General features: G+C 36.8%; 21 protein-coding genes and 2 tRNA genes. 14 read left to right on the top strand and 9 right to left on the bottom strand.

Annotated elements, in window-relative coordinates; translation table 11 throughout:
* The first annotated feature begins 152 nt into the window (after nucleotides 1–152).
* The gene (locus tag H4K33_RS11945) at nucleotides 153–680 is read left to right on the top strand and encodes a hypothetical protein (RefSeq protein ID WP_182649247.1); all 528 of its coding nucleotides are present in this window, start codon (nucleotides 153–155) and stop codon (nucleotides 678–680) included.
* 199 nt (nucleotides 681–879) lie between these two features.
* Here H4K33_RS11945 and mfd read toward each other — a convergent pair whose 3' ends face one another.
* Together mfd and H4K33_RS11935 are read right to left on the bottom strand one after the other, a co-directional pair.
* Entirely contained in the window at nucleotides 880–4,236 is a 3,357-nt protein-coding gene (mfd, locus tag H4K33_RS11940) for a transcription-repair coupling factor (protein ID WP_182649245.1), read from the bottom strand.
* 3 nt (nucleotides 4,237–4,239) lie between these two features.
* A complete protein-coding gene (locus tag H4K33_RS11935) occupies nucleotides 4,240–4,839 on the bottom strand; it encodes a hypothetical protein (protein WP_182649243.1) in 600 nt (199 codons plus the stop codon).
* Between the two features lie 196 nt (nucleotides 4,840–5,035).
* Here H4K33_RS11935 and H4K33_RS11930 point away from each other — a divergent pair, with 196 nt between their 5' ends.
* Entirely contained in the window at nucleotides 5,036–5,989 is a 954-nt protein-coding gene (locus H4K33_RS11930; RefSeq protein ID WP_182649241.1) for an NAD-dependent epimerase/dehydratase family protein, read from the top strand.
* Between the two features lie 158 nt (nucleotides 5,990–6,147).
* Here the strand turns inward: H4K33_RS11930 and H4K33_RS11925 are convergent, their stop codons facing one another.
* Complete coding sequence (locus H4K33_RS11925; RefSeq protein WP_182649239.1) at nucleotides 6,148–6,324, bottom strand: hypothetical protein; 177 nt, start codon at nucleotides 6,322–6,324, stop codon at nucleotides 6,148–6,150.
* Nucleotides 6,325–6,523: 199 nt separating this feature from the next.
* On the opposite strand from H4K33_RS11925, the gene H4K33_RS11920 reads away from it, so the two are divergent.
* The 4 genes from H4K33_RS11920 to H4K33_RS11905 all read left to right on the top strand — a co-directional run bounded on the left by H4K33_RS11920 (nucleotide 6,524) and on the right by H4K33_RS11905 (nucleotide 8,770).
* The gene (locus H4K33_RS11920) at nucleotides 6,524–7,816 is read left to right on the top strand and encodes an aldehyde dehydrogenase family protein (protein WP_182649237.1); all 1,293 of its coding nucleotides are present in this window, start codon (nucleotides 6,524–6,526) and stop codon (nucleotides 7,814–7,816) included.
* A 24-nt stretch (nucleotides 7,817–7,840) separates the two neighbouring features.
* Nucleotides 7,841–8,491, top strand: coding sequence for a trimeric intracellular cation channel family protein (locus H4K33_RS11915; protein ID WP_182649234.1), 651 nt, complete (start codon nucleotides 7,841–7,843; stop codon nucleotides 8,489–8,491).
* Between the two features lie 82 nt (nucleotides 8,492–8,573).
* Nucleotides 8,574–8,647: transfer RNA gene (locus tag H4K33_RS11910), tRNA-Asn, on the top strand.
* Nucleotides 8,648–8,696: 49 nt separating this feature from the next.
* A tRNA-Asn gene (locus H4K33_RS11905) sits at nucleotides 8,697–8,770 on the top strand.
* A gap of 215 nt (nucleotides 8,771–8,985) precedes the next feature.
* Here H4K33_RS11905 and H4K33_RS11900 read toward each other — a convergent pair.
* The 5 genes from H4K33_RS11900 to H4K33_RS11880 all read right to left on the bottom strand — a co-directional run bounded on the left by H4K33_RS11900 (nucleotide 8,986) and on the right by H4K33_RS11880 (nucleotide 15,295).
* A complete protein-coding gene (locus H4K33_RS11900) occupies nucleotides 8,986–9,267 on the bottom strand; it encodes a F0F1 ATP synthase subunit epsilon (protein ID WP_182649232.1) in 282 nt (93 codons plus the stop codon).
* Nucleotides 9,268–9,290: 23 nt separating this feature from the next.
* A complete protein-coding gene (gene atpD / locus H4K33_RS11895) occupies nucleotides 9,291–10,802 on the bottom strand; it encodes a F0F1 ATP synthase subunit beta (RefSeq protein ID WP_182649230.1) in 1,512 nt (503 codons plus the stop codon).
* Between the two features lie 153 nt (nucleotides 10,803–10,955).
* Nucleotides 10,956–12,800, bottom strand: a complete 1,845-nt coding sequence (gene glmS / locus H4K33_RS11890) for a glutamine--fructose-6-phosphate transaminase (isomerizing) (protein WP_182649228.1) — start codon at nucleotides 12,798–12,800, stop codon at nucleotides 10,956–10,958.
* Nucleotides 12,801–12,806: 6 nt separating this feature from the next.
* Nucleotides 12,807–14,465 (bottom strand): DUF4270 domain-containing protein, encoded by a 1,659-nt coding sequence (locus tag H4K33_RS11885; protein WP_182649226.1) that lies wholly within the window; start codon nucleotides 14,463–14,465, stop codon nucleotides 12,807–12,809.
* Nucleotides 14,466–14,491: 26 nt separating this feature from the next.
* Nucleotides 14,492–15,295: a glycogen/starch synthase gene (locus H4K33_RS11880; protein ID WP_182649224.1), complete on the bottom strand. Its 804-nt coding sequence runs from the start codon at nucleotides 15,293–15,295 to the stop codon at nucleotides 14,492–14,494.
* A 109-nt stretch (nucleotides 15,296–15,404) separates the two neighbouring features.
* Between H4K33_RS11880 and panC the strand changes: the two genes are divergently transcribed.
* Genes panC through H4K33_RS11865 form a run of 3 tightly spaced genes read left to right on the top strand, consistent with a single transcriptional unit; the run spans nucleotide 15,405 to nucleotide 17,590 of the window.
* Entirely contained in the window at nucleotides 15,405–16,253 is an 849-nt protein-coding gene (gene panC, locus H4K33_RS11875) for a pantoate--beta-alanine ligase (RefSeq protein ID WP_182649222.1), read from the top strand.
* Nucleotides 16,254–16,264: 11 nt separating this feature from the next.
* The gene (panD, locus tag H4K33_RS11870) at nucleotides 16,265–16,615 is read left to right on the top strand and encodes an aspartate 1-decarboxylase (protein WP_182649220.1); all 351 of its coding nucleotides are present in this window, start codon (nucleotides 16,265–16,267) and stop codon (nucleotides 16,613–16,615) included.
* 9 nt (nucleotides 16,616–16,624) lie between these two features.
* The gene (locus tag H4K33_RS11865) at nucleotides 16,625–17,590 is read left to right on the top strand and encodes a lysylphosphatidylglycerol synthase transmembrane domain-containing protein (protein ID WP_182649218.1); all 966 of its coding nucleotides are present in this window, start codon (nucleotides 16,625–16,627) and stop codon (nucleotides 17,588–17,590) included.
* 2 nt (nucleotides 17,591–17,592) lie between these two features.
* Here the strand turns inward: H4K33_RS11865 and H4K33_RS11860 are convergent, their stop codons facing one another.
* Nucleotides 17,593–19,941: a TonB-dependent receptor domain-containing protein gene (locus H4K33_RS11860; protein WP_182649216.1), complete on the bottom strand. Its 2,349-nt coding sequence runs from the start codon at nucleotides 19,939–19,941 to the stop codon at nucleotides 17,593–17,595.
* A gap of 174 nt (nucleotides 19,942–20,115) precedes the next feature.
* Here H4K33_RS11860 and H4K33_RS11855 point away from each other — a divergent pair, with 174 nt between their 5' ends.
* From H4K33_RS11855 to H4K33_RS11835, 5 genes are all read left to right on the top strand, one after another.
* On the top strand, nucleotides 20,116–21,162 hold the full coding sequence (locus H4K33_RS11855; RefSeq protein ID WP_182649214.1) for a sensor histidine kinase: 1,047 nt from the start codon (nucleotides 20,116–20,118) through the stop codon (nucleotides 21,160–21,162).
* On the top strand, nucleotides 21,159–21,875 hold the full coding sequence (locus H4K33_RS11850; RefSeq protein ID WP_182649212.1) for a LytTR family DNA-binding domain-containing protein: 717 nt from the start codon (nucleotides 21,159–21,161) through the stop codon (nucleotides 21,873–21,875). The genes H4K33_RS11855 and H4K33_RS11850 overlap by 4 nt, the downstream gene beginning before the upstream one ends.
* 11 nt (nucleotides 21,876–21,886) lie before the next feature.
* Nucleotides 21,887–22,459 (top strand): hypothetical protein, encoded by a 573-nt coding sequence (locus H4K33_RS11845; protein ID WP_182649210.1) that lies wholly within the window; start codon nucleotides 21,887–21,889, stop codon nucleotides 22,457–22,459.
* Nucleotides 22,460–22,548: 89 nt separating this feature from the next.
* The gene (gene radA / locus H4K33_RS11840) at nucleotides 22,549–23,919 is read left to right on the top strand and encodes a DNA repair protein RadA (protein ID WP_182649208.1); all 1,371 of its coding nucleotides are present in this window, start codon (nucleotides 22,549–22,551) and stop codon (nucleotides 23,917–23,919) included.
* Between the two features lie 19 nt (nucleotides 23,920–23,938).
* Complete coding sequence (locus H4K33_RS11835) at nucleotides 23,939–25,606, top strand: DUF4139 domain-containing protein (protein ID WP_182649206.1); 1,668 nt, start codon at nucleotides 23,939–23,941, stop codon at nucleotides 25,604–25,606.
* The last annotated feature ends 4 nt before the right edge of the window (nucleotides 25,607–25,610 follow it).

Raw genomic sequence — 25,610 nt, 5'->3', positions numbered from 1 at the left:
AAAATTCTGCTCAGTTTTAACCCAAGCAGAATTTTATACTTACACAGTTTTGGTATAGTGTTATTTTTTTTAAAATAAGAAAATTCACCTTTCTGCTTTCTTCTTTCTTCTCTCCAATTTTTACACTATTTTCGCAGCAATTTTTTTAATTTATGATAAATTATTCTTCATTAACATTGCGAAATCTATTCATTGCATTTTTCTTTTTCCTTGTTATCTCCCCTTCGTTTTCGCAAGAGAACCATACGGTATACGTTAATTTAGGCGGACAGGGAATTGAAGCTTCCTATAAATACAGAATAACTTATGATACTCATGTAGAGGCATTTGTAGGATTGGGGCCTGGGTATCAGTTAGAAGAAAAAAACGGATATTCTTTAGAATACGGTTTTATACCTTTCGCAAAAACCAACTTAAAATGGCACTTTGTCAATGAGGAAGAAAGAAAATTCTATCTTGGTATGCAAGCCAAGTATTCTTTTGGAAAGGTGACGGATGAAAGTTTTAATAAGATACTCCTTACGGAATTACATATAGGACATGAAGAACGTGTCACCAAACGATTACTATTCAATATACATGCTGGCGGTGGATATATGCAAGATTTTGATGTCCAACGAGGAGAGTTTATCTTTACTTGCGGAGTAACGCTTAAATACGCTATTCTCAGTAGAAAATAGGTGATACGCGTGTTTGGTATAGGAAATAAGATGGGGGATAGAGGTCTTTTGTTTTCCATAACTATGGAAATAAAACATAAAAAAATTCTGCTCAGTTTTAACCCAAGCAGAATTTTATACTTACACAGTTTTGGTATAGTGTTATTTTTTTTAAAATAAGAAAATTCACCTTTCCTCTTTCTTCTTTCCTCTTTCTATTTTACATTTTATCTATGCCAGCCAAGTACTCCAACGCTTTTTTTATCGATTTGACTTGATCAAAAGACAACATCAAACGCAATCCGTTCTTTGTTTCTTTCTCTCGCATTTTACACAAGTGTGAGCTCTGTTGTACAAAAGTCAAGACTTGTCTAAACTTAGGAGAGGTGTAAAAACCTGATTTTTGATCTCCAAGGAAGTAGCAGACCATTTTACCTTGTTTTAGAATTACTTTTTCAATACCAAGGTTACTAGCATGCCATTTGATGCGTAAACTGTCTAAAAGTGCGATAGCTTGTCTCGGTAATGGTCCGAAACGATCAATCAGACGTTGCTCATATTCCTGTAGTACATCTTCTGTCGAAATTGCGCTTAATTCATTGTATAAGTTTAAGCGTTCTGTGATGTTGTTGACATATTCATCAGGAAATAGAATTTCAAAATCTGTATCAATTTGGCAATCGCGTACGAATACCTTGTTTTCTTCTTTTTTATCTTCTAGATAAAGATCTTTGAACTCGTTTTCTTTTAATTCTTCAATGGCTTCTTGCATGATCTTTTGGTAAGTCTCAAAACCAATCTCATTGATAAAGCCGCTTTGTTCACCTCCCAAAATATCGCCTGCTCCTCGAATTTCTAAATCTTTCATTGCGATATTAAACCCACTGCCTAAATCGCTAAATTGCTCTAAAGCTTGAATTCTTTTACGTGCTTCTTCTGTCATGGCAGAATAAGGAGGACATATAAAATAGCAGAATGCTTTTTTGTTACTTCGTCCAACACGTCCACGCATTTGATGTAAATCCGACAAACCAAAGTTGTTGGCGTTGTTGATTAAAATTGTATTGGCATTGGGAACATCCAATCCACTTTCGATGATCGTGGTAGCAACGAGTACGTCAAATTCACCATCCATGAAAGCTAACATCAATTCTTCCAGTTTTTTACCGTCCATTTGTCCATGTCCAACACCAACTTTAGCATCGGGTACTAAGCGTTGAATCATCCCAGCAACCTCGCGAATATTTTCAATTCGGTTGTTGATGAAATACACTTGTCCACCGCGTTCCAATTCATAAGCAACCGCATCGCGGATGATCTCTTCATTAAATCCAACAACATTCGTTTCAATTGGATAACGGTTGGGTGGAGGAGTAGTGATAACAGATAGATCACGAGCCGCCATCAATGAAAATTGAAGCGTTCTCGGAATTGGCGTGGCTGTTAAGGTTAGCGTATCTACATTTTCTGATATTGTTTTCAGTTTGTCTTTTACGGCTACACCAAATTTCTGTTCCTCATCAATGATTAATAAGCCCAAGTCTTTGAAGACAACGTTCTTATTCACCAATTGATGTGTTCCTATGATAATGTCGATTTGCCCTGCCTCTAAATCACGTAGAATATCGCTTTTCTGTTTCGCTGTTCTAAAGCGATTGATGTAACTCACTCGAACAGGCATGTCTTTTAATCGCTCAGAGAATGTTTTGAAATGCTGAAAAGCCAAAATTGTTGTAGGCACTAAGATTGCTACTTGTTTGCCGTTGTCAACCATTTTAAAAGCAGCGCGAATGGCTACCTCTGTCTTTCCAAAACCAACGTCTCCACAAACCAATCGGTCCATCGGACGATCTAGTTCCATATCCGCTTTTACCTCTTGTGTTGCTTTTAACTGATCAGGCGTATCTTCGTAAATAAAAGAACTTTCTAATTCATGCTGTAGGTAACTGTCAGGTGCACAGGCAAATCCTTTTTGTGTTCTGCGCTTAGCATACAGTTGAATTAAATTAAACGCAATGTTTTTAACACGTGCCTTTGTTTTGGTTTTTAAGTTTTTCCAAGCAGAAGATCCTAACTTGTGAATTTTAGGAACAGCACCATCCTTGCCGTTGTACTTGGCAATTTTGTGTAAAGAGTGAATACTCACATATACAATATCATTGTCCGCATACACCAATTTGATGGCTTCTTGTGTTTTACCTTCTACCTGTATTTTCTGTAAGCCTCCAAATTTTCCAATTCCGTGGTCGATATGTGTGACATAATCACCAACACTTAGCGAATTAATTTCTTTGAGCGTGATGGTCTGTTTTTTCGTATACCCATTCTTTAACGTAAACTTGTGGTATCGTTCAAAAATTTGATGATCCGTATAACAAGCGATTTGTTTTTCTTCATCAATGAATCCTTCATAAATCGGAGTAACAATTGTTTTGTATTGTTGAACGACTTGATTTTGATCCTCGTCTCGCATGGCTTCAAATATATCTTTGAAACGGCGTGCTTGATTCTCGTTGGCGCAAAATAAGTAGTTGGTATACCCATTGTCCGAGTTGTCATTTAAATTGCGCACCAATAGATCAAACTGCTTATTGAACGAAGGTTGTGGTTTACTGTGAAAAATGAAAGTTTTACTCGGAGTTATAGCGTGACTTTCTGTAAGTTCTATGTAGTTGAATAGTTCAACTTGTCGTAAAAATACATCGCCACTTAAAAACATCTGATTTGGATCAGAATATTTGAGCTCCTTGTTTAGTTTTTCAAAAATAGCATTCGCTTTTTCAAAATTTCGGTTCAATTGATCAACAATAAAAGCTGTATTTTGAGCAAGGATTACTGTTTTTTCAGGAATGTATTCCAAAAAACTCTCTCTTGTTTCTGCAGTGAATTTGTTTTCTACATTGGGAATAATCGTGATTTTCTTTTGCTTGTCTACTGAAAGTTGCGTCTCGACATCAAAGGTTCGGATGCTATCGATCTCATCTCCAAAAAACTCAATGCGGTAAGGGTTGTCATTCGAAAAGGAAAAAACGTCGATGATTCCACCGCGTACAGAAAATTCACCAGGTTCAGCTACAAAATCTACGCGTTTGAAATTGTATTCAAACAAGGTTTCATTGACGAAATCAATGGTTAATTGATCGCCAATTTGCACCTTTAAGGTGTTTTTTTCTAGGACTTTCTTGGTTACTACTTTTTCAAAAATAGCTTCCGCATACGAAACAATAATAGAGGGCTTTTTACGTGAACTAATGCGATTGAGAACTTCAGCGCGAAGTAGTACATTGGCGTTGTCTGTTTCTTCAATTTGATAAGGACGACGATAAGAACCTGGGTAGAAGAGTACATCTTGTTTATTGATAAAATGCTCTAAATCATTTAGATAATAAGCTGCTTCTTCTTTGTCATTAAAAATTAATAGGAAGGGAAGTTCCGTTTGTCGAAAAATACTTTCCACTTGAAAGGATAGCGCTGACCCAACAAGCCCTTTGAAAAATATAGGTTGTCTACTATTTAATAAATCATGTACAACTTGTTTGGTTTGTACAGCCTCATTAAAATATTGTTTTATTTCCATAAATTACTGTTCTTCTTCGGGATTTGCATTGCGCGTTTCATTTCTCAAAGCTTCCATTTCTTGTAACATAACCTCTTCTCCCTCTTGTTTAGCATAATTTTGACGCACTAGGTTTTCTTCCATCATACGCATGATATCATCTAAACTAATTTGAATATTGTGAAGCCATTCATCCACTTTATCTAAATTGACAGGATCCAAATTGACATACATCTCCAAATTCTGAAATGAATTGAGTAATGTTGTATAGCGCGTTTGAATATCAGGCGTGTTGAGTTGAGCAGGGTACGATTGATAAGTCAAATTCTCCGCAATCTCACTCAAGGTAGCTGCTTTTTTTTGAAATGCACCAATGGTTGAAACAGGACGTAACTTTACCTCGTTGATGAGGTTTGTCCATGGTTTCCATTCCTCCAATATAGGGGTTAACTCTTTCGAAGCTTTTGGAATTTTGAATTTCCATTCCTTCATCAAATGACTGAATACACTGTCGTTATACTGTTGTATTTTTGCCTGTTCTAATTCACTGTTGTCAATTTCTTTCTTACAAGAAGTCAGACATAAACCGACAACAAGAAGTAAAATCATCCCAATATTTTTCATATGCTTGAATTTCAAAGGTCAAATTTACGAATGTTATTGAATTTATTTGACTTGCTTTGCGATAAACCATAGCGAATTATATTTGAATTAAGGTGGAATAAGCGGTTTTTTTATTTGTTAACTTATATAAATGTGGGTTTTTGCATTGATTTATTGTTTTGCAACGGCTATATTTGTGCAACTAAATACAAAATAAATGGGAACCAAAATATTGATTATTGGAGCTTGTGGGCAAATTGGCTCTGAACTTACGTTAAAGTTGCGTGGAATCTATGGAAATGAGAATGTTATCGCCTCAGACATTAGAGAAGGAAATGAAGCATTAATGAGCTCTGGGCCATTCGAAATTTTGAATGCAATGGAGTTTGAAGCGGTTGCTCAAGTCATAGAGAAACATCAAGTGGAAGAAGTTTATTTGATGGCAGCTTTATTGTCTGCAACAGCAGAGAAAAACCCTGCTTTTGCTTGGGATCTAAACATGAATTCATTGTTTCACGTTTTAAATCTTGCAAAAGAAGGAAAAATTAAAAAAATATTTTGGCCTTCTTCAATTGCTGTATTTGGCCCTACAACTCCAAGAGAAAATACTCCTCAGTACACGGTTATGGAACCAAGTACAGTATACGGTATTTCTAAACAAACAGGTGAACGTTGGTGTGAATATTACTTCAATAAATTTGGAGTAGATGTACGCAGTATTCGATACCCTGGTTTAATTTCTTGGACAACTCCTCCAGGTGGTGGAACAACGGATTATGCTGTTGATATTTTCTATAAGGCTATTGAAGATAAACATTATAACTGCTTCTTATCTGAAAAAACAGGTTTGCCTATGATGTATATGGTCGATGCATTAGATGCAACGGTAGGAATCATGCAAGCACCAAAAGAAGCAGTGAAAATTCGCTCTTCGTATAATTTAGGAGGGATTTCTTTTACACCAGAAGAAATTGCAGCTGAGATTACAAAACACATTCCTGATTTTACGATATCATATGAACCTGATTTCCGTCAAGCTATTGCAGATAGTTGGCCTGCAAGTATTGATGACAGCAGCGCACAACAAGATTGGAACTGGAAACACAAGTATGATTTAGCTGCTATGACAGAGGTAATGCTTGAAAACTTAGGAAAAGTTTTAAAGAAATAAGAGTACCTACTTTTTTAAAAGTAGTGAATTATACAGTAAAAGAACAGTGATAAGCATTCGTTTATCGCTGTTTTTTTTGTATTTATTTTTGCCAATTACCAAGCTCAATCTTCAATAATCAACTTTCAACAATCAACTTTCAACAATCGACAATCAACCTATTTCTTACGTAGTTTGGTAAAAACCAAGTGATATAAAGAAACAACAATAAAGGCAAATCCGATTAAGATGACAATGGTACTGATGGTCGTATTGATGATATGTGTTGCCTTTAAGATTAAACTTAGTGCAAACAGAATTAATCCGATGCTTAGTAGTTTTACATTTTTATCCATGAGTAGTATCTAATTTGAATACTGCAAAGATAAACCTAATATTGAAAAGACAGTTCTTTCATTTTTTTTCCATTAACAGTATATTTCTCTTTGCAAGGCAAAGATGAGCGTTGAAAAAAAGAAATTTCTCTTTTTTTTACGAAGAAGAGTAATTAGTTAGGGTGATGTTGTAATTTTATAATACAAAAAATAGTTTAGCATGAAAAAAGAAATAGAAATTACCATTGAAAAAGCACAAGAAGCCTTTGTGAAATGGCGTGCATTGTCGGTAGATACACGTATCATGTACCTTAAAAAAGTAAAGGAAAAACTTTTGGCTAATAAGGAAACTTATGGAGAGATGATTACTCGCGATATGTTTAAGCCCTTGAGTCAATCGATAGCTGAAGTAGAAAAAAGTGCGACGTTAATAGACTTTTACATCGAGGAGGGAAAGCGCATATTAGAAGGAAGAACGATCGAAACACGTTGGTCAGAAACTTATATAGTACATGATCCAATGGGGGTAATTTTGGGTGTTATGCCGTGGAATTTTCCTTTTTGGCAAGTATTTCGCTTTGCTATTCCTACTTTGTTAGCGGGAAATACTGTTTTGTTGAAACACGCAAGTAATGTTCCTTTGGCTGCACAAGCGCTAGAGTCATGTTTTTTAGTTGACGGATTTGAGCAAGTTTATTTTAACCTAACAATGCCTGGAAAAGAAGTTGAAGAGGTAATTGCCCATCCTGTAGTTAAGGGTGTTTCTTTGACTGGTAGTGAACCAGCAGGAAGTGCAGTCGCACAAAAAGCAGGTAGTTTAATTAAACCTGTTCTTTTAGAGCTAGGAGGAAGTAATGCTTTTATTGTTACAGCAGAGGTGGATCTTGAGGAAATTATTCCTGTAGCCGTACAAGCGCGTTTTCAAAATACAGGTCAAAGCTGTATTGCAGGTAAGCGATTTTTAGTTCATCATTCTCTTTTGGAAGAGTTCTCAAATCGATTGGCGGAAGAAGCTCAGAAATTGAAGCAGGGCGATCTTATGCAACGAGACACTAGAATTGGGTTAATGGCGCGCGAAGACCTCGCTATTGAGCTAGAAACGCTGTTAAATGATTCCGTCGCGATGGGAGCTCGTATAGTATGCGGAGGGAAACGCGATAAAAATTGGTTTGAACCTACTGTTGTAGTTGACGTAACGGATCAAATGCCTGTGTTTACTCAAGAAACATTCGGTCCGCTGGCTGTTGTAGTGGGATTTGATACGCTAGAAGAAGCCGTTGCAATGAGTAATGATTCTCGTTTTGGTTTGGGTGTTTCTATTTTTGGCAAAGATATTGAGAAGTTAAGGCCGTGGATTCATCAATTGGATGATGGTGCTGTTTTTATTAACGAAATGGTGATCTCTGATCCTCGTGTTCCTTTTGGAGGAAGTAAGTTCTCCGGAATAGGCAGAGAGATGTCTGAAGAAGGATTGTTAGCTTTCGTCAATAAAAAGACGGTAGTAATTAAGTAAAAAGTTTAATATACGGTTTGGTCTATGAATGAGTTGATGGACACCTTTGCGAAATTTTGGTTGGCAATTGAATTTGTTGACGTGATTGAATTTTTTGGAACCATTGCGTTTGCTATATCCGGAATTCGTTTAGCTTCGGCTAAACGTGTGGATTGGTTTGGTGCTTTTGTAGTAGGGTTTGTAACAGCTACAGGTGGAGGTACACTTCGAGATTTGTTGTTGGGGGTAACGCCGTTCTGGATGTTGACCAGTGTTTATGTTTGGTGTACGATTGTCGCTTTGATGCTCGTAATTATATTTCCTCAGAAATTAATTCGATTAAATAATACTTTTCTGTGGTTTGACAGTATTGGATTGGGATTGTTTGTTGTTGTCGGAACAGAAAAAACACTAGCCTTAGGTTATCCTTTTTGGGTAGTGGTTATCATGGCAACGATTACAGGTGTGGTTGGAGGAATGATCCGCGATATCTTGATTAATGAGATTCCCGCTATTTTTAGACAAGAATGGTACGCCTTAGCGTGTATTTTTGGGGTTGGTATCTACTATATCCTTCAGGCAATCGGATTTGATCCCGTTATTGTACAAATTTCTACAGCAACCTCTGTTTTTGTAATTCGTTTGATAGCAACTCGTTATCGTTTGGGATTGCCTACACTCCGAGGTGAGAGCTGAAAAAAGTGAGTTTTTTTGTTGAAAATATTTGCAAAAAGAAGAAAACACACTATATTTGCATCGCAATAAAGGTAACACACCTTCCTCCTTAGCTCAGTTGGTTAGAGCATCTGACTGTTAATCAGAGGGTCCTTGGTTCGAGCCCAAGAGGGGGAGCAAAGCAAAAGCTTTAAACGTGTAACCTTTAGGTAGGTATAAAATACCTTCCTCCTTAGCTCAGTTGGTTAGAGCATCTGACTGTTAATCAGAGGGTCCTTGGTTCGAGCCCAAGAGGGGGAGCAAAAAAGCCTTACAAGATTTCTTGTAAGGCTTTTTTTATGGGTAAAAGTTATGCATTCCTATTAACTGAACTAGATCTAAGGATATACTCGATTAAACTAAGCGGTTCTTGTTGGGTAGGAATCGATTTTATTTCAGCGTTATACTACTGATTTAATCCAATAAAAAAAGCCCGATTCATAGAATCGGGCTTTTTTGTATCTGTTGTTAGCTAATTAATTAGCTAAGATAATAATCTTGTTATCACTTAATTCAACAGTACCCATGTTAATAGGTAGATGGTAAGTATCGTTGCTAACTTTAACGAACTTTGAATTAAATGGCTCTTTAATAGAAATGTTAGTTCCTGTAAACTTCACGTTACCCTTTGTCAATAAAGAAACAATAGCCGCGTGATGGTTTAACATTTGAAACTCACCATTAACACCTGGAACCGATACAGAAGTAACTTCTCCAGCAAATAAGGTAGCCTCAGGTGATACAATTTCTAATCTCATAATTGTTCTGTTTTAAGTGATTATTAAACTTCAGCAAGCATTTTCTCTCCAGCTGCAATCGCTTCTTCGATTGAACCTTTCAAGTTGAAAGCCGCTTCTGGTAAATGGTCTAATTCACCATCAATAATCATATTGAAACCTTTGATCGTATCTTTAATATCTACAAGAACTCCTGGGATACCTGTAAATTGCTCTGCAACGTGGAAAGGTTGAGATAAGAAACGTTGAACACGACGTGCTCTGTGTACCGCTAATTTATCCTCTTCAGATAACTCTTCCATACCTAAGATTGCAATGATATCTTGTAATTCTTTGTATTTCTGTAAGATTTCTTTTACTCGTTGTGCACAAGCATAGTGCTCTTTACCTAAAATTTCTGGTGTTAAGATACGAGAAGTAGAATCTAATGGATCTACTGCAGGGTAAATACCTAACTCAGCAATTTTACGAGACAATACTGTAGTTGCATCTAAGTGGGCGAAAGTTGTAGCTGGCGCCGGGTCAGTTAAGTCATCCGCAGGAACGTAAACCGCCTGTACTGAAGTAATTGATCCTTTTGTTGTAGATGTAATACGCTCTTGCATTGCACCCATTTCAGTTGCTAATGTCGGTTGGTATCCTACTGCTGATGGCATACGTCCTAATAAGGCAGATACCTCAGATCCTGCTTGTGTAAAACGGAAGATGTTGTCAACGAAGAAAAGTACGTCTTTTCCTTGGTCGTCTCCAGCACCATCACGGAAGAACTCAGCAATTGTTAATCCTGATAAAGCAACACGTGCACGTGCTCCTGGTGGCTCATTCATCTGTCCGAATACGAATGTAGCTTTTGAATCTAACATTCCGCTTCTGTCAACTTTTGATAAGTCCCAACCTCCATTTTCCATAGAGTGCATAAAGTCATCACCGTATTTGATAATACCTGACTCTAACATCTCGCGAAGTAAGTCGTTTCCTTCACGTGTACGCTCTCCAACTCCTGCGAATACAGAAAGACCACCGTGACCTTTTGCGATATTGTTAATTAACTCCTGAATCAATACTGTTTTACCTACTCCAGCACCACCGAATAATCCAATTTTACCTCCTTTTGCATAAGGCTCAATTAAGTCGATTACTTTAATTCCAGTGAATAATACTTCTGTAGATGTAGATAAGTCTTCGAATTTTGGTGCAGGTCTGTGGATTGGTAATCCGCTAGTTCCTTCTTTTGGTAAATTCCCAAGCCCATCAATAGCGTCTCCAACAACATTAAACAATCTACCAAATACCTCTTTTCCGATTGGAACTTGGATAGGAGATCCTGTAGCAGCTACTGCGTAACCTCTACTTAATCCGTCTGTTGAGTCCATTGAAATTGTACGAACTGTATCTTCTCCAATGTGTGATTGTACTTCAAGTACTAATTTAGAACCATCTGGTTTAGTGATTTCTAATGAATCATAAATTTTTGGAAGTTCGGCGTTCTCAGTGTTGAAGACTACGTCAACTACTGGTCCGATAACTTGCGCAACTTTTCCTGTAACTTTAGACATTGCTTATGTATTTATTTAACAGCTATTTACGTTTAATGAAAAAAACTACTTTTTCAGAGTGCAAAGATAGTTTTTTTCTCTTAATATGAAAATGATTAAAAATTTATTTATATATAAAAAAATGCGAGCCCTAAATGGGGTCGCATTTTGTGTTTATTCAACCGTTACCGACTTCGCTAAATTACGAGGCTGGTCTACGTTACAATCTCTTAAAACTGCTATGTGGTAAGACAATAGTTGTAGTGGAATTGTCGTTAAAATCGGAGTTAACTCCTCAGAAATGCCAGGCACTTCAATTACGTGATCCGCTAATTCCCTTACTTGTTTGTCTCCTTTTGTAACAACTGCAATGATTTTTCCGCTTCTAGCTTTGATCTCTTGGATGTTACTTACTACTTTGTCGTAGTGCATTTGATCCGGTGCAATGACAATAACAGGCATGTGTTCGTCAATTAAAGCAATCGGTCCGTGTTTCATCTCTGCAGCTGGATAACCTTCTGCATGGATATACGATATTTCTTTTAGTTTTAAAGCACCTTCTAAGGCAACAGGATAGTTGTATCCTCGTCCTAAATATAGACAGTTTGTGGCGTCTTTATATACTTCGGCAATCTTCAAAACTTGTTCGTTTTGCGCTAACGCTTCTTTTACGCGTTCTGGAATTAATTCTAACTCGTGTAAGTATTTTAAATATTCCGAGTTTGAAAGCGAACCTTTGGATTTAGCCAAACGCAAGGCAATTAATGTAAGTACCGTAATTTGCGTGGTAAAAGCTTTTGTTGAAGCAACTCCGATTTCCGGACCAGCATGTGTATATGCTCCCGCATGTGTTTCTCTTGAAATTGAAGAACCAACTACGTTGCAAACACCAAATACAAACGCACCTTTCGTTTTTGCTAATTTAATTGCGGCTAAAGTATCTGCAGTTTCTCCTGATTGAGAGATTGCGATAATCACGTCATCACCATTGATGATTGGATTTCTGTATCTGAACTCAGACGCGTATTCTACTTCAACAGGTATTCTTGCAAATTCTTCGATAATGTATTCTGCTACTAAAGCAGCATGCCAAGATGTTCCACATGCAGCAATAATGATTCGTTTTGCATTGAGGAATTTATCAAGATTATCTTCGATACCTGCCATTTTGATTAACCCTTGATCTGCTAATAAGCGACCTCTAAATGTATCGCGAATTACGTCTGGTTGCTCGTAAATCTCTTTTAGCATGAAGTGATCATATCCGTTTTTTTCAATTTGCTCTAAGTTTAATTGCAACTCTTGAGCATAGTGATTTACCAAAGAATCATCTTTGATTTTGCGGATATTTAAAGGTTTGTGTAAGCGAATAATAGCCATTTCTTCATCTTCTAAATAAATGGCATTGTTTGTATACTCGATAAAAGGAGAGGCGTCAGAAGTAATAAAATATTCGTTTTCACCAATTCCTATTGCTAAAGGGCTACCTAAACGTGCAGCTACAATTTCATTGGGCTTTTTGATGTCCATTACGGCAATCGCATAAGCTCCAATAACTTGATTTAGGGCAATTTGTACTGCTTTTCCTAATTTTACCTTTTGCGTTTTTTGAACGTCTTCGATTAGGTTGATTAATACTTCTGTGTCTGTGTCTGACTGAAAAGTATACCCACGCTTAATTAGTTCTTGTTTTAGTGAATCATAGTTTTCAATGATTCCGTTGTGTATAATGACTAATTCACCTGAATTCGAAAAATGAGGGTGAGAGTTTACGTCATTTGGTACTCCATGAGTAGCCCAACGTGTGTGGCCAATTCCTATCGTACCTTTTTTGATTGCTGCCGTAGCTTTCGCTTCTAAATCAGCAACTTTCCCTTTCGTTTTGCAAAGATTGATCGTTTCTCCATCAAAAACAGCTAAGCCTGCACTGTCATACCCACGGTATTCTAAGCGAGTTAGCCCCTTGATGATTACCGGATATGCATCTCTATGACCTATGTATCCAACGATTCCACACATAAATAATTAGTTTTTAGTTTTAGTATAAAATATTTGTAGTGTCATTTTTTTGCTAGAGGTAGTATTTGTTCCGTAAATTACTGTACCTAAAGGCTGCATAGCCGATAATGAGGGTACATAAGTTACGTTTTCAGGTGTGTTTTCTATTTCTGTTTTCAATTTACTATTAATACCTTTAGCTACTGTGTTAGTAAGGGCTTCGTTGTAATTGAATGTCGCAGCGATGGCTAACTTAGGACTTTTTAATTCTTTGTTTTTTAGAATCGCACGAATGTATTCTGTTATTCTGAATTTGTAAGTGTTTCCTTTTATTTTTGACTCTTCATTCGCCGCTTGATAAATACCTCCAAATAGTAATTTACTGTAAGAAGCGTTAGCCGAATTGTCATTTAAGAAATCCGATATCGGTGTTCCGTTATCGTAATTATACAGATATAGGCGCTCCGGAATTTGATTCTTATTCATTGCTGTTTCGTCAACGTGTACTGTTAAGATAGCATCATTGATCAATACGTTCATTTCTTTTAGCTTTTTAAGCTCTTCAAAATCGTTCTTGTTGAATAAGTCAATAACCGCAACATTTCCTTCACCACCTTTCACGTACAGCATCGCATCACCATCTTTTTTATTTCCTAAAGCGGTGTGCTTATTTCCTTCTGTTGTGTTTAAACTAACATTTAGGTTCTCTCCGTAAGCATTCGTATTGTCAGAATCTGCATTCTTAGAAAACGGAAGAGTAGCCGTTAAGTGTTGTTTTTTCTTGATGGTTTGGCCTTCGTCATTTACTTCTTCTACTTCTTGGTGGTATTTAAGTACTAATTTACCTTGTCCAATATTCAATAGTCCTAAAGCTCCTGTGCTAGAATTACCAGTAGCTTTGAAGTACAATCCTCTAAAGAAGTTTTTGAACTGGGATTGGTCGTTTAGATTAAAGGTACTAGTAGCAAATTTTTGAAAATGCTCTTTGTTTAAGTCTAACCATAATCCTGGAGCCATTTTTTCTTTTTCAACGGGCTTTCCTGTAGTTTCGTCTTTCACTATATTACCTTGGTCATCGTATTTATAAATGATGATGTTTTGTTTGGTAAACTCAAAAGACTTATTTTGTTTTACGTTAGGAGAGTCATTAAGTAACTTCGGATTTTTGTATTGCTCGTATTGAGCAGAAGCATCCGAAAAATAGTCTAACGTTTTTCCTGTACCTGGATTAACATCTTGCAAGAAGTATCCATTTTCATATACTTCAAGATTGAATGTACCATCTCCCGTAACGTTTAATAATTTGTACAACGTAACTTCGTTCTCTACTTTGTCATACTGTGAATAGTACGGAATATATACATAAGCAGAATCGATCACTGCATTTGGTTTCATCATGGTAAAAGTCGTAGAAGAAGACAGTACTTGTGTTACAAAGCTGCTGTTTGTTCTTCCAAATTCGCCATTGTCAAGAGAGCCAAACGGCATGTTGGCTAAGTTTTTGGTAGCCAAAGCACCATAAGGTTGGGTATAGGCTGTAAGATCACTTACTTGATACGTGTCAATATTTAAGTTGTTATCTCCAATAATTTCACCTCCAACTTCACTAAAATCTTTGTCACATGATTGTAAACTAGCCACGCCAGCTAGGATTGCTAATGTTTTTATGATGCCTTTGTAATTCATCCACTAAATCGATATATGCGTTAGTATTATAAAAATTGATTGTAAAAAGTAGTATATGCCTCAGCAAATTCTTCTTTAGTAGCGTAAGGTAAGAAAGGTTTATTAGAAGATTCTATATATTTTGTTAAATCTGTTGGGGTGTTCTCAGACGCTAAGATCACACCATCCGAATTCTTAACCGCATTAACCATTATGTTGTGATAAGTTGCTTTTTCAAAGTCAGCAACATCCTCTTTAGGGAGATTGTCAAAAGCCACTTTGGTGTGCATTGAATCACTCAATGTTCCTTCAAAACCTTCATCAAAAATAGACGTAACGATTTTTGTATCTGCAAAAATAGCCTCGTCTTTATAGTAATTCTTTAAATACGTAGGTAGTAAAGAAGCCATCCAACCTTGTACGTGGATGATATCAGGTACCCAGTTTAATTTTTTAATCGTTTCAATTACACCTTTGGTAAAGAAAATAGCTCTTTCATCATTATCTGGGTATAGCACACCGTCTTCGTCAGAAAACGTTGACTTTCTTTTAAAGTATTCATCATTGTCAATGAAGTAAACCTGAATCCTCTCTTTGGGAATTGAAGCCACTTTGATTATTAAAGGCATATCCATATCATTCACAACGAGATTCATCCCTGATAGGCGGATTACTTCGTGTAATTGGTGTCTTCTTTCATTGATGCTACCGTATTTCGGCATAAAAATTCTTATTTGCCCTCCTTGTTCATTAATCATTTTAGGCGCATCATAAGACATTAATGAGACTTCATTTTCTGCTAAATAGGGTACCACTTCAGATGATACGTACAATATCCTCTTATCTTTCATCTTCAAAAATAGTTTCTGTTGAAATAAATAAAACTTTGCAAATTTACGAAATTTTATGGAGTTATTTCTCGAATTAACTAATTTTGCCATTATTTAAAACACGAAGTAGATGTTTCTTTTTCATACAAAAGTCGAATTACAAGCTTATTTAGAGACTTTTCACAAGACAAACCAAACTATTGGTTTAGTCCCTACAATGGGAGCAATACACAGGGGTCACCTTTCTTTGATGGAACAATCCTTAGCGGAAAATGGGTGTACTGTGGTGAGTATTTTTGTCAACCCTACGCAGTTTAATAATGCGGAAGATTTGGCTAAATATCCTCGTACTTTAGAACGAGATTTAGCTATTATCCGCTCATTATCAGATCAGATAGTTGTTTTTTCTCCTTCAGTTGAAGAAATTTATGCAGGTGAAACCGTAGCGAAAAAGTTTGATTATGACGGATTAGAATTTGAAATGGAGGGGGCTCAACGTCCTGGTCATTTTGATGGAGTAGGTACGATTGTTAAGAAGTTATTTGAATTGGTCGAACCAACCAAAGCATACTTTGGAGAGAAAGATTTTCAACAACTTCAGATCATTCGAAAATTAGTTGAAAAAGAACATTTATCGGTTACAATTGTGGGTGTTCCCATTTTTAGAGCGGCAGATGGACTGGCAATGAGTTCAAGAAATGAGCGAATTTCAGCTGATGGCTTAACACAATCAACGTTTTTATATCAAGTTTTACAACAAGCAAATGAATTGTTTAAAACACAAGAGATTGAAAAAGTTAATCAATTTGTTGAGTCTCAATTTAAAAATAATTCTACCTTTGACCTCGAATATTTTACAATTGCCGACGAGGAGACGTTAAAAACTGCAACGACCAAAGAAGCAGGACACAAGTATAGAGGTTTTCTTGTTGCGCATATTGAAGGTGTTCGATTAATTGACAATTTATCTTTTAATTAAACTATCGCAAAATGCAAGTTGAAGTAGTAAAATCAAAAATTCATCGTGTAACCGTTACGGGTGCCGATTTACATTATATTGGAAGTATTACCATAGACGAAGCTTTATTGGAGGCTGCTAATATGATTGAAGGTGAAAAAGTTTCTATTGTGAATATCAACAATGGAGAACGTTTTGAAACTTATGCGATTCCAGGTCCAAGAAACAGTGGTGAAATTACCTTAAACGGACCAGCAGCACGCAAGGTGCACAAAGGAGATATCGTTATCATTATTTCTTATGGAATACTAGATTTTGAAGAAGCGAAGTCATTTAGACCTTCTATTGTTTTTCCCAATGAAGAAAACAATAGCTTAACCTAATTCAATAGATTGAAGAAAACCGTTAATAAATTAATATCGATCATACTCCCACTTGCGTTGGGAGTTTTTTTAGTTTATTACGCTTTTGCTAAATTTACAACAGAACAGATTGAAGAAATGGTGATGCATTTTAAAGATGCTAATTACAGCTATATCATCATTGCTTCAGTCTTTTCTATTATCAGCCTTTGGGCTCGGGCATATCGCTGGAAATATGCCATAAATTACATGGGATATCCCGCTTCTACATGGACTAATTTTATGGCAATCAACATTGGTTACCTTATGAATTTAACGGTCCCTAGGTCTGGAGAAGTGTCTCGTGCTTTGGTGTTGCAAAAATATCAACAAATTCCCTTTGACAAGAGTTTTGGCAGTATAGTCTCAGAACGAGTAATCGACTTAGTTTGTTTGTTACTTTGCGTTTTTACAGCTCTTATTTTACAGTATGATGTGCTAAAGGATTTCTTGTTGCGCTATGTACCTGTAGAGCAATTGGCTTGGTTGGGTCTTTTTGCCGTGCTTGGCTTGATCGGAATGATTGTGGTTTTCCTCTATGTGACTTGGAAGCCGATCGTCTTTGTTAAGCAAAAATTGAAAGGGTTGGTAGAAGGTGTGAATAGTATCTTTAAAATGCCAGCAAAGCTTGAGTTTTTGGGCTATACCCTTGTAATTTGGTTGGGCTATATCGCTACTTTTTATTTTGGAACATTGGCCTTAGCCGAAACAAGTGAGCTGACTTTTCCTATGATTATGTCTGCTTTTGTGGCAGGGAGTTTTGCTGTTTCCTTTACCAATGGCGGCTTTGGTGCTTTTCCTCTTATTTTAGCAGAGATACTGCTGTTATACCAGGTTTCTTCTGTTGCAGGTACCGCCTTTGGTTGGATTTTGTGGACTACACAAACCGCTATTGTAGTGGTTTTAGGTGCGCTGTCTTTTTTCTTATTACCTCTCTATCACACAAGAGAACGCTAGTTTTACATTCGGTTGAGTTCTTCTTGGTTTGCACTTGAACGTTGCTTCGTTTTTAAACTGCTATTGCCAAATTTATAACTCGCACTAAAACGCAAGGTATGATTGTCCCAATCGTTTTGAAATTGCTGTTTTGCCGTTGTTGTTTCTTTGTACGTTGTATAGGTGCTATTCAAAACGTTACTCGCCTGTAAGGATAGTTCGATTTTTTTACTCCAGGCTAAATACTTTATCGCTAAACTCAAGTCGGCATAGGCTTTTGAGTGGAAATTTTCTGATACTCCGCTAAAACTGTGTGCATAATTAACTCCTAAAAATAGAGACTGATCCTTGTTTAATGTAAAGTCATTGGCAGTTGAAAAGTAGATTGCCGTTCCTTTGACGCGTTGTTCATTTTCTAAAATAGGCGTTGCTGAAGAATATGTGGCTGTCAATTCATTTGAACTCGTCCACCAAGGCACTGGTTTGAAATATATACTCTCACTAAATCCAATTGTACTCATTTGTATATAATTCATCCAAATATAGTTGTAGTGTTTGGTTTCTGAATCAAGTTGTGATACCTGCGAAATACCGTCTTTTAAATGGCTGTAAAACACTTTGCTCTCTAATTTTTTGTAGGTATAAATTAATTCTAAATTGGTAGTGTATGCCGGTTTTAAAAAGGGATTTCCTTCGTGATAGCTGTATGCATTGTACGTGGATCTCGTAGGGTTTAAACTTTCAAAACTAGGACGATTGATGCGCGTAGAATAGTTGAATCCGATGCTGTGTGTTTCATTGGGTACGTAGTTTACATAAACCGTCGGAAAGAGTTTTACCTCGTTGTTTCGGTTTGTTTGATCCACTGCCGAAGCATAGCCTTTAGTCTGAGTGGCTTCTAATCGCAACCCTACTTGTGCGGTTAATTGATCCATCCACGTTTTGTTGGCCGAAGCATAAAAGGCTTGGTTGTTTTCTTTGTAATCAAAGTTATTGTGTTGTACCGCGTGGTTTTCTCCACTGTAGATCAAAAGCTTATTTTGAGTTCTTGAGGCAGATATTTTAGCTCCGAAATTTAAGTTGATCGTCGAAAAAGGAAGATCAATATCCAGTTTACCCACATAATTGTCGATGTCATTTTGGTTGTCATTTCCTCCTTGGAGCAGGTGATCAGCTAGGGGGAAACCTTTTGGATCTAAAGTTTCTGAGGTAAACGTTCGATAACTGGGCTGATTGCTGTTGATGTAATCGAAGTCGAAAGAAATCTTTTTGCCTAAAGTGTCTAGTTTAATTTCGCTAAAATACGATAAAATGACCCGATTGGATTTTGATTGTTGTCTGTCGTCTTCTGTGATAAACGAATCAATAGTACCTTCAATCAATCGCGTGGTTTTTCCCTTCATAGGACCTCTGAAATTGTAGTTGTTTTTGGCCAATTTTATTCCCATTTCCCATCGAGAAGTCAATTGATAAGATAAGGCTAAATTGAGGTTGTAGTAGTTGTTTCTTCCATCTGTTGTACTTCTGCTCTCCCAAATTTCATTTGGATAATATAAGTCGTTACTCCATTTGCGTAAAAATCGAGCATCTCCGAAGTTGATGTTAGATTTTAGATTCCATCCGTTTTGATTCCAATTCAGGCCACCATTATAACGCATAGTGTTGCGTTGACTGCGTTGATAGGTAGTTCCGACAAGGGCATTCCAAGTGTCTATTCGATTCTTTTTGGTTACGATATTTAGAATACCGCTATTTCCCTCTGCTTCGTATTTGGCAGGGGGTGTGGTAATAACTTCAATGCTCTTGATGTCTGAACTACTCATACTTTCTAAGTAACGCATTAGCTCATCTCCTGACAAGTACGTAGGACGATCATCGATGAGGACCAACACCTGATTCTTTCCGACGATTTGAATTCCCGTCGGAGATACGCGGACGCTAGGTGTCGCTTTCAAGGCATCTAGCACATTCCCACCTGTGCCTATAACCGTGCGGTCTAGGTTAAAGACTAGTCGGTCGATCTTACGCTCAATGACCTTTTGAGCTGCGATAATTTGAACCTCACCTAAGAGCTGAGTGGTTGCAATGGAAATTTTACCTACGTGCATGTCTTGTTGTACATCTAATGTAGTCTGATATACTTCTTGGTTGAATTGATACACCGTAAATTGATAAGAACCAAGGGGAAGAGCAAGGGTAAAGGTACCTTGATCTTGGGTGTAGGTGATGTAACTTTGATTGTTATCCGTTTGAATTAAGCGTATTTCCGCAAATTCAGTCGGATGCTCTCCTTCGTAAATCATTCCAGATAACTGAGCAGTTTGACTTGTCGCTAATAGCGAAAAAAAGAAAAATAAAAGGGTGTATTTCATGTTGGTTTTGTTTGAAACAAAGATGGTGAAAGGCCGATAGTTCTATTTTTATTTTAGACCAACGACTTTTTTTTTCCGACCAACAGTTGATCGATGTTTTTGATTCGTTGGTCGAATTTTAGTTCTATCTATTGCTTTTACTCCTACCTTTAGGGTAGATTTTATCCTATCATCATGACAAAGAAGCAAATTATTATTATTCACATCCTTTTTTGGGTGGTCTTCATCATCCGCAGTTCCATGTATTTTAATTACGATAATTTACAATTTGAATTGACGTTTTGGGGAGAAGCAGCAGAAAAAAAGGTGTTCCGCTTCTATACCTTTGTGTTTGCAGGACTAAGTATGGTTGTGTTTTACCTCAATTACTTTTATGTCATTCCTACGTTTATTGGCTCAAAAAAGTTCGGTCGAATTCTCTTCGGGGTACTCTTGATTTTTGCTATTTTTATAGGATTGCGTTACTTCGTAGAGGAGTATTTGTTGAATGTGTTGTATGGCTTTACTAATTATAATCCCATTTTGCCTACCTCGTTTTACATTTTTGACAATTTGTATTTTGCTAGTTTGAGCATAATTCCCTCTATAACCATTTGGTTTATTGTACATTTTGTTCAATCACAAAAGGAAAAAACAGAAGTCATAGCCTTGAAGACAGAAGCGGAGATAAACTTTTTGAAGTCACAAGTTAATCCGCATTTTATCTTTAATACCATGAACAATATCTATTATTTGGTCTATCAGAAATCGGATTTAGCTCTTCCTGCTATTGAGAAATTGAGTCAGTTGATGCGTTATGTGACCTATGATAGCCAGGAGAAAACAGTTGCTTTATCAGCAGAAATTGCGTACATTGAGAGTTATATTGAATTGGAGTGTATGCGTATTGAAGGGCAAAAACATATCGTGTTCAACAAGGATGTAGAACAACCTTTGACTCAAATTCCACCGCTCTTACTGTTGCCCTTTGTTGAAAATGCCTTCAAGCATGGCAAAGTCACAGACGTTAATCAACCTTATATACTGTCTATTGTACAAAAGAAAAATACATTAGTTTTTGAGTCTACAAATGCGGTGAATACCTACCAAAAAGACCAACAAAAAGGTATCGGGGTCGCCAACATAGAAAAGCGATTAGCGTTGTATTTCCCCAATCGTCATCAAATAACTATTCAACAAACAGAATCTACTTATTTTTGTAAACTAACGATTGAACTATGAATCCCATCCGCTGTTTTATTTTAGATGATGAACCTATGGCTATTTCCCTATTGACGGAATATACCAAGAACATTCCGCAATTGGAATTGGTTGGAGCTTCTACTTCTGCTGTTGAAGCCTTGCAAATACTGACAGTAGAAGCAATTGATTTGTTGTTTATCGATATTCAAATGCCCCAACTTACAGGTTTGCAAATTATGGATATTCTAGGAGATAGAACCAAGTATATCATTACATCTGCTTATAGTGAATATGCACTCAAAGGTTATGAATATCAAGTGTTGGATTATTTATTAAAGCCGATATCGTTTGATCGTTTTTACAAGAGTGTTCAAAAAGCTAAAACACAATTTCAACCTCAATCTCCAGTGACTTTTGATCAAAAAGAAAGTGGAGAATCAGACTTTTTATTTGTCAAAACGGATGGGAAGTTGATTAAAATATTCTTGAAAGAATTGCAGTTTATCGAAGGATTAAAAGATTATTTGTGTTTACATTTAAAGAATGAACGCCTTATTATACTTGATACATTTGCTGAAATAGAAAAGAAATTACCCGCCGCTGATTTTATGCGAGTGCACAAGTCATATGCAGTTCGCTTAGATCAAATTGACACTGTTGAACGCAATCGATTATTTATTGGCAAGCAAATTATTCCCGTTGGCAAAACCTATGTAGAGCAATTTCAAGGTTGGATTAAAAATCATCAATAAGTATAAAGAATATGAAAGAAGTTTTTGATTTTGAAATACAACCTCAAGGTGCTATTTCACAAGCGTTTTTAGCAAGAGCTATTTTTACATTTTTTGAAGCAGCAGCTTTTATTCAGCATCTTCCTTATGGTAGAAATACAAATAAAAACGACTTGCTTTCTGTTTTTGATGAGGGTAAAGGCACTTGTAGTACAAAGCATGCTGTGCTAAAACAGCTGGCTATTGAACAAAATTTTGACCAACTTAAGTTAATTATGGGAATATTTAAAATGAATAGTATAAATACCCCTTTAATTGCTTCAACATTAACTCAATATAAATTGTCTTATATTCCTGAAGCTCATATGTATTTAAGTTATAAGGGAGAACGCTTAGATTTTACGAGGGTAAATTCATCAGCAGCTGATTTTCAAGATGATTTGTTGGAGGAGTGTGAAATTCAACCGGATGAAATAACAGAAGTTAAAGTTGGGAAACACCAATTGTTTATTGAGAATTGGTTAGTAGAAACTCATCAAATTCCTTATAGTCTTAAGGAATTATGGTCCATTAGGGAGCAGTGTATTCTAGACTTATCAGTTTAACTAAAACAAGGATATACCTAAAAACAGGACGTCTATATGTAAGCTTTTAGTTGTAAATTTGAAGTTTAGAACTAAAAGTATAGGCAAGCATGGCAAAAGTAAAAACAGCTTTTTTCTGTCAAAGTTGTGGATCTCAAACTCCCAAATGGATGGGACAATGTCCGACGTGTAAGGAGTGGAATACCTTGGTAGAAGAAGTGATTCAGAAAGAAGAAAAAACGGCATGGAAGGCTGTTAGTTCGAGTGCTTCAACTTCCAAGCGCGTAGCAAAACCGCTAAAAGTAAAAGAAATCGACAGTGCGGAAGAAATCCGAATGAATACTTTGGATGGAGAGTTGAACCGCGTGTTAGGAGGGGGATTAGTTCCAGGCTCTATGGTTTTACTAGGAGGAGAACCCGGAATAGGAAAGAGTACCTTGTTGTTGCAAATATCGTTGCGTTTACCTTTTAAAGTTTTATATGTTTCTGGAGAAGAAAGTCAGAAGCAAATCAAAATGCGTGCAGAACGCATCAATCCCAACAATGAAAATTGTTATATCTTAACGGAAACCAATACCCAAAATATTTTTCGTCAGATTGAAGAAATTCAACCTGATGTGTTGATTATTGATTCCATTCAAACCCTCCATACCGATTACATCGAATCTTCTGCCGGTACGGTTTCACAGATTAAAGAGTGTACGGCAGAGCTGACGAAATTTGCCAAAGAAACGGGAACCCCCGTATTAATTATCGGACACATCACGAAGGATGGAAGCATCGCTGGTCCGAAAATGTTAGAGCATATGGTAGATACAGTTTTGCAATTTGAAGGCGATCGCAATCACGTATATCGTATTCTACGCGCCAATAAAAACCGCTTTGGATCTACCGCAGAATTGGGGATTTACGAGATGCAAGGCAGTGGGTTGCGCGAAGTTTCCAATCCATCTGAGATTTTGATTTCCCATAAAGATGAAGAATTGTCAGGAACGGCTATTGCCGCAACTTTAGAGGGAATGCGTCCGTTAATGGTAGAAGTGCAATCCTTAGTTAGCACTGCTGTCTATGGAACACCGCAGCGTAGTGCTACCGGTTATAATTTGAAGCGATTGAATATGTTGTTGGCCGTATTGGAGAAGAGAGCCGGTTTTCGATTAGGACAAAAAGACGTCTTCTTAAATATTACGGGCGGAATTACCGTTGATGATCCTGCCATTGATTTGGGAGTAGTGGCTGCCATTCTTTCTTCAGATCAAGATATCTCCATCCAAAAAGGAGTAACTTTTGCTGGTGAAGTAGGTCTCTCTGGAGAAATTAGACCCATTAATCGCGTAGATCAACGCATACAAGAAGCAGAGAAGTTGGGCTTTTCAGAAATTCTCGTTTCCAAATACAATAAAATATCATATACAGGAATGGGAATTAAAGTCATTCTAGTTACAAAAATAGAAGATGTAGTAGAACATCTCTTTGGATAAAAATTGAAAAAAAAGTAGCATGAAAAAAGGAATTGTTTTAGCTATGGCCTTGAGTGCTGTAGCTGTGTGGGCACAAAAACCGGTCTATACAAAAGCGAATTTAGAAAGTGCACGGGTGTATTACGATGGAGCCGAATTGACTCAGAATACACAAGTGACCTTGCCGAAAGGATTGTCAGAAGTTGTAATTACGAATGTTTCAGATCAATTGATGGAAAATACGATTAAAGTCGGCTCCATTAATGACGTAACCGTAATGTCGGTGCAGTTTTCTAATGCGTATATTGAAGAGTACGACAATGTGAATAACTCTCCCTTGATGAAACCCTTGCGCGATAGTATTGCTGTAGCAGAGTTGAAGTTGGAAAAAATTACCAACGCGATTAATGCCGATACACAAACGATTAATCTGTTGGATCGCACGAGTACTAGTCAGACCTTTCAGACTTTTGGCTTTACAGATGTAACCAAATGGGTGGAGTATTATGGAAAAAAACGCCAGGAAGTACAAAATGCCATGTATCTAAAAAAGAAAGAAAAAGAAGTGATTGAAGCTAAATGGAATGCGTTAAAGGGGCAACTAACATTAGGTGGAGATAAGTCAGAACGAAGCAGTCGAGGCAAGTTGATAGTACAAGTGATGAGTGCTAAAGAAGGGAATATTCCTTTTCGAATCAACTATGCAACCAATCGCGCACAATGGATACCCTCTTATGATTTGCGCATTGATAAAATAAACGCACCAATTAAAATGATGTACAAAGCACAGGTGGTTCAAACCTCTGGAATTGATTGGCGCAATGTGCGCTTGAGCTTAACTTCAGGTAAATTAAACCAAAACTACAGCCTTCCTACTTGGAATACGTGGTTTGTTCAGTATGAAGCGCCTCAAGAAGTGATTGTCAATACGGGATATAGTACAAATTCAAGACGTAAAATGACAGGAGCTGTTGCTCGAATTGCAGAAAAAGATTTGGCAGTAGAATCTAATGCATATGATATGGTTGCCTTTGAAGAGGTTTCATACGAAGACAGACAAACCCTAGCTGAATATACTACGGTGAATCAAAGTGAATTAAATGTAACTTTTGATATTGCCATTCCGTATTCGATTTTGAGCAATGGAAAACGCCATAGTGTAGATCTGAATACCTTTGATATCAATGGAGATTATAAGTTTTATTCTGCTCCAAAATTAGATGCTAATGCGTATTTAGTAGCAGAAATTAAGGATTATGGTAAACACAATTTATTATCTGGGCAAGCTAATGTGATTTACGATGGAATGAACATCGGTCAAACGTATTTGTCAACAGAAAATACAGAAGAAAAATTGCGTTTGAACATAGGTAAAGATCCTAATATTTCAATCAGCCGTACCTTAATTGCGGATAAATCGGGAACGAAAACGCTATCGTCTAAAAAAGAACAGACGTTTACGTACGAAATTAGCATCAAAAACAACAAAAAAGAAACGGTAGCAGTACAAGTCGAAGATCAATATCCTGTGAGTACAGATAATTCGATTGAGGTTATACTAAACGAAGTTTCTAAAGGAACAACAGAAGCAGAGAAAGGGTTAATTACTTGGAATGTCTCTTTGCAGCCGAACGAAGTGAAAAAGATACGCGTAAGTTATACCTTGAAGTACAGCAAAGACAAAAATATAGAGAATATTCACTATTAAGTAT

It is taken from the genome of Myroides sp. WP-1 (assembly GCF_014145635.1).
Classification (GTDB): Bacteria; Bacteroidota; Bacteroidia; order Flavobacteriales; family Flavobacteriaceae; genus Flavobacterium.
This window is presented reverse-complemented; position numbering and strand designations above follow the sequence as displayed.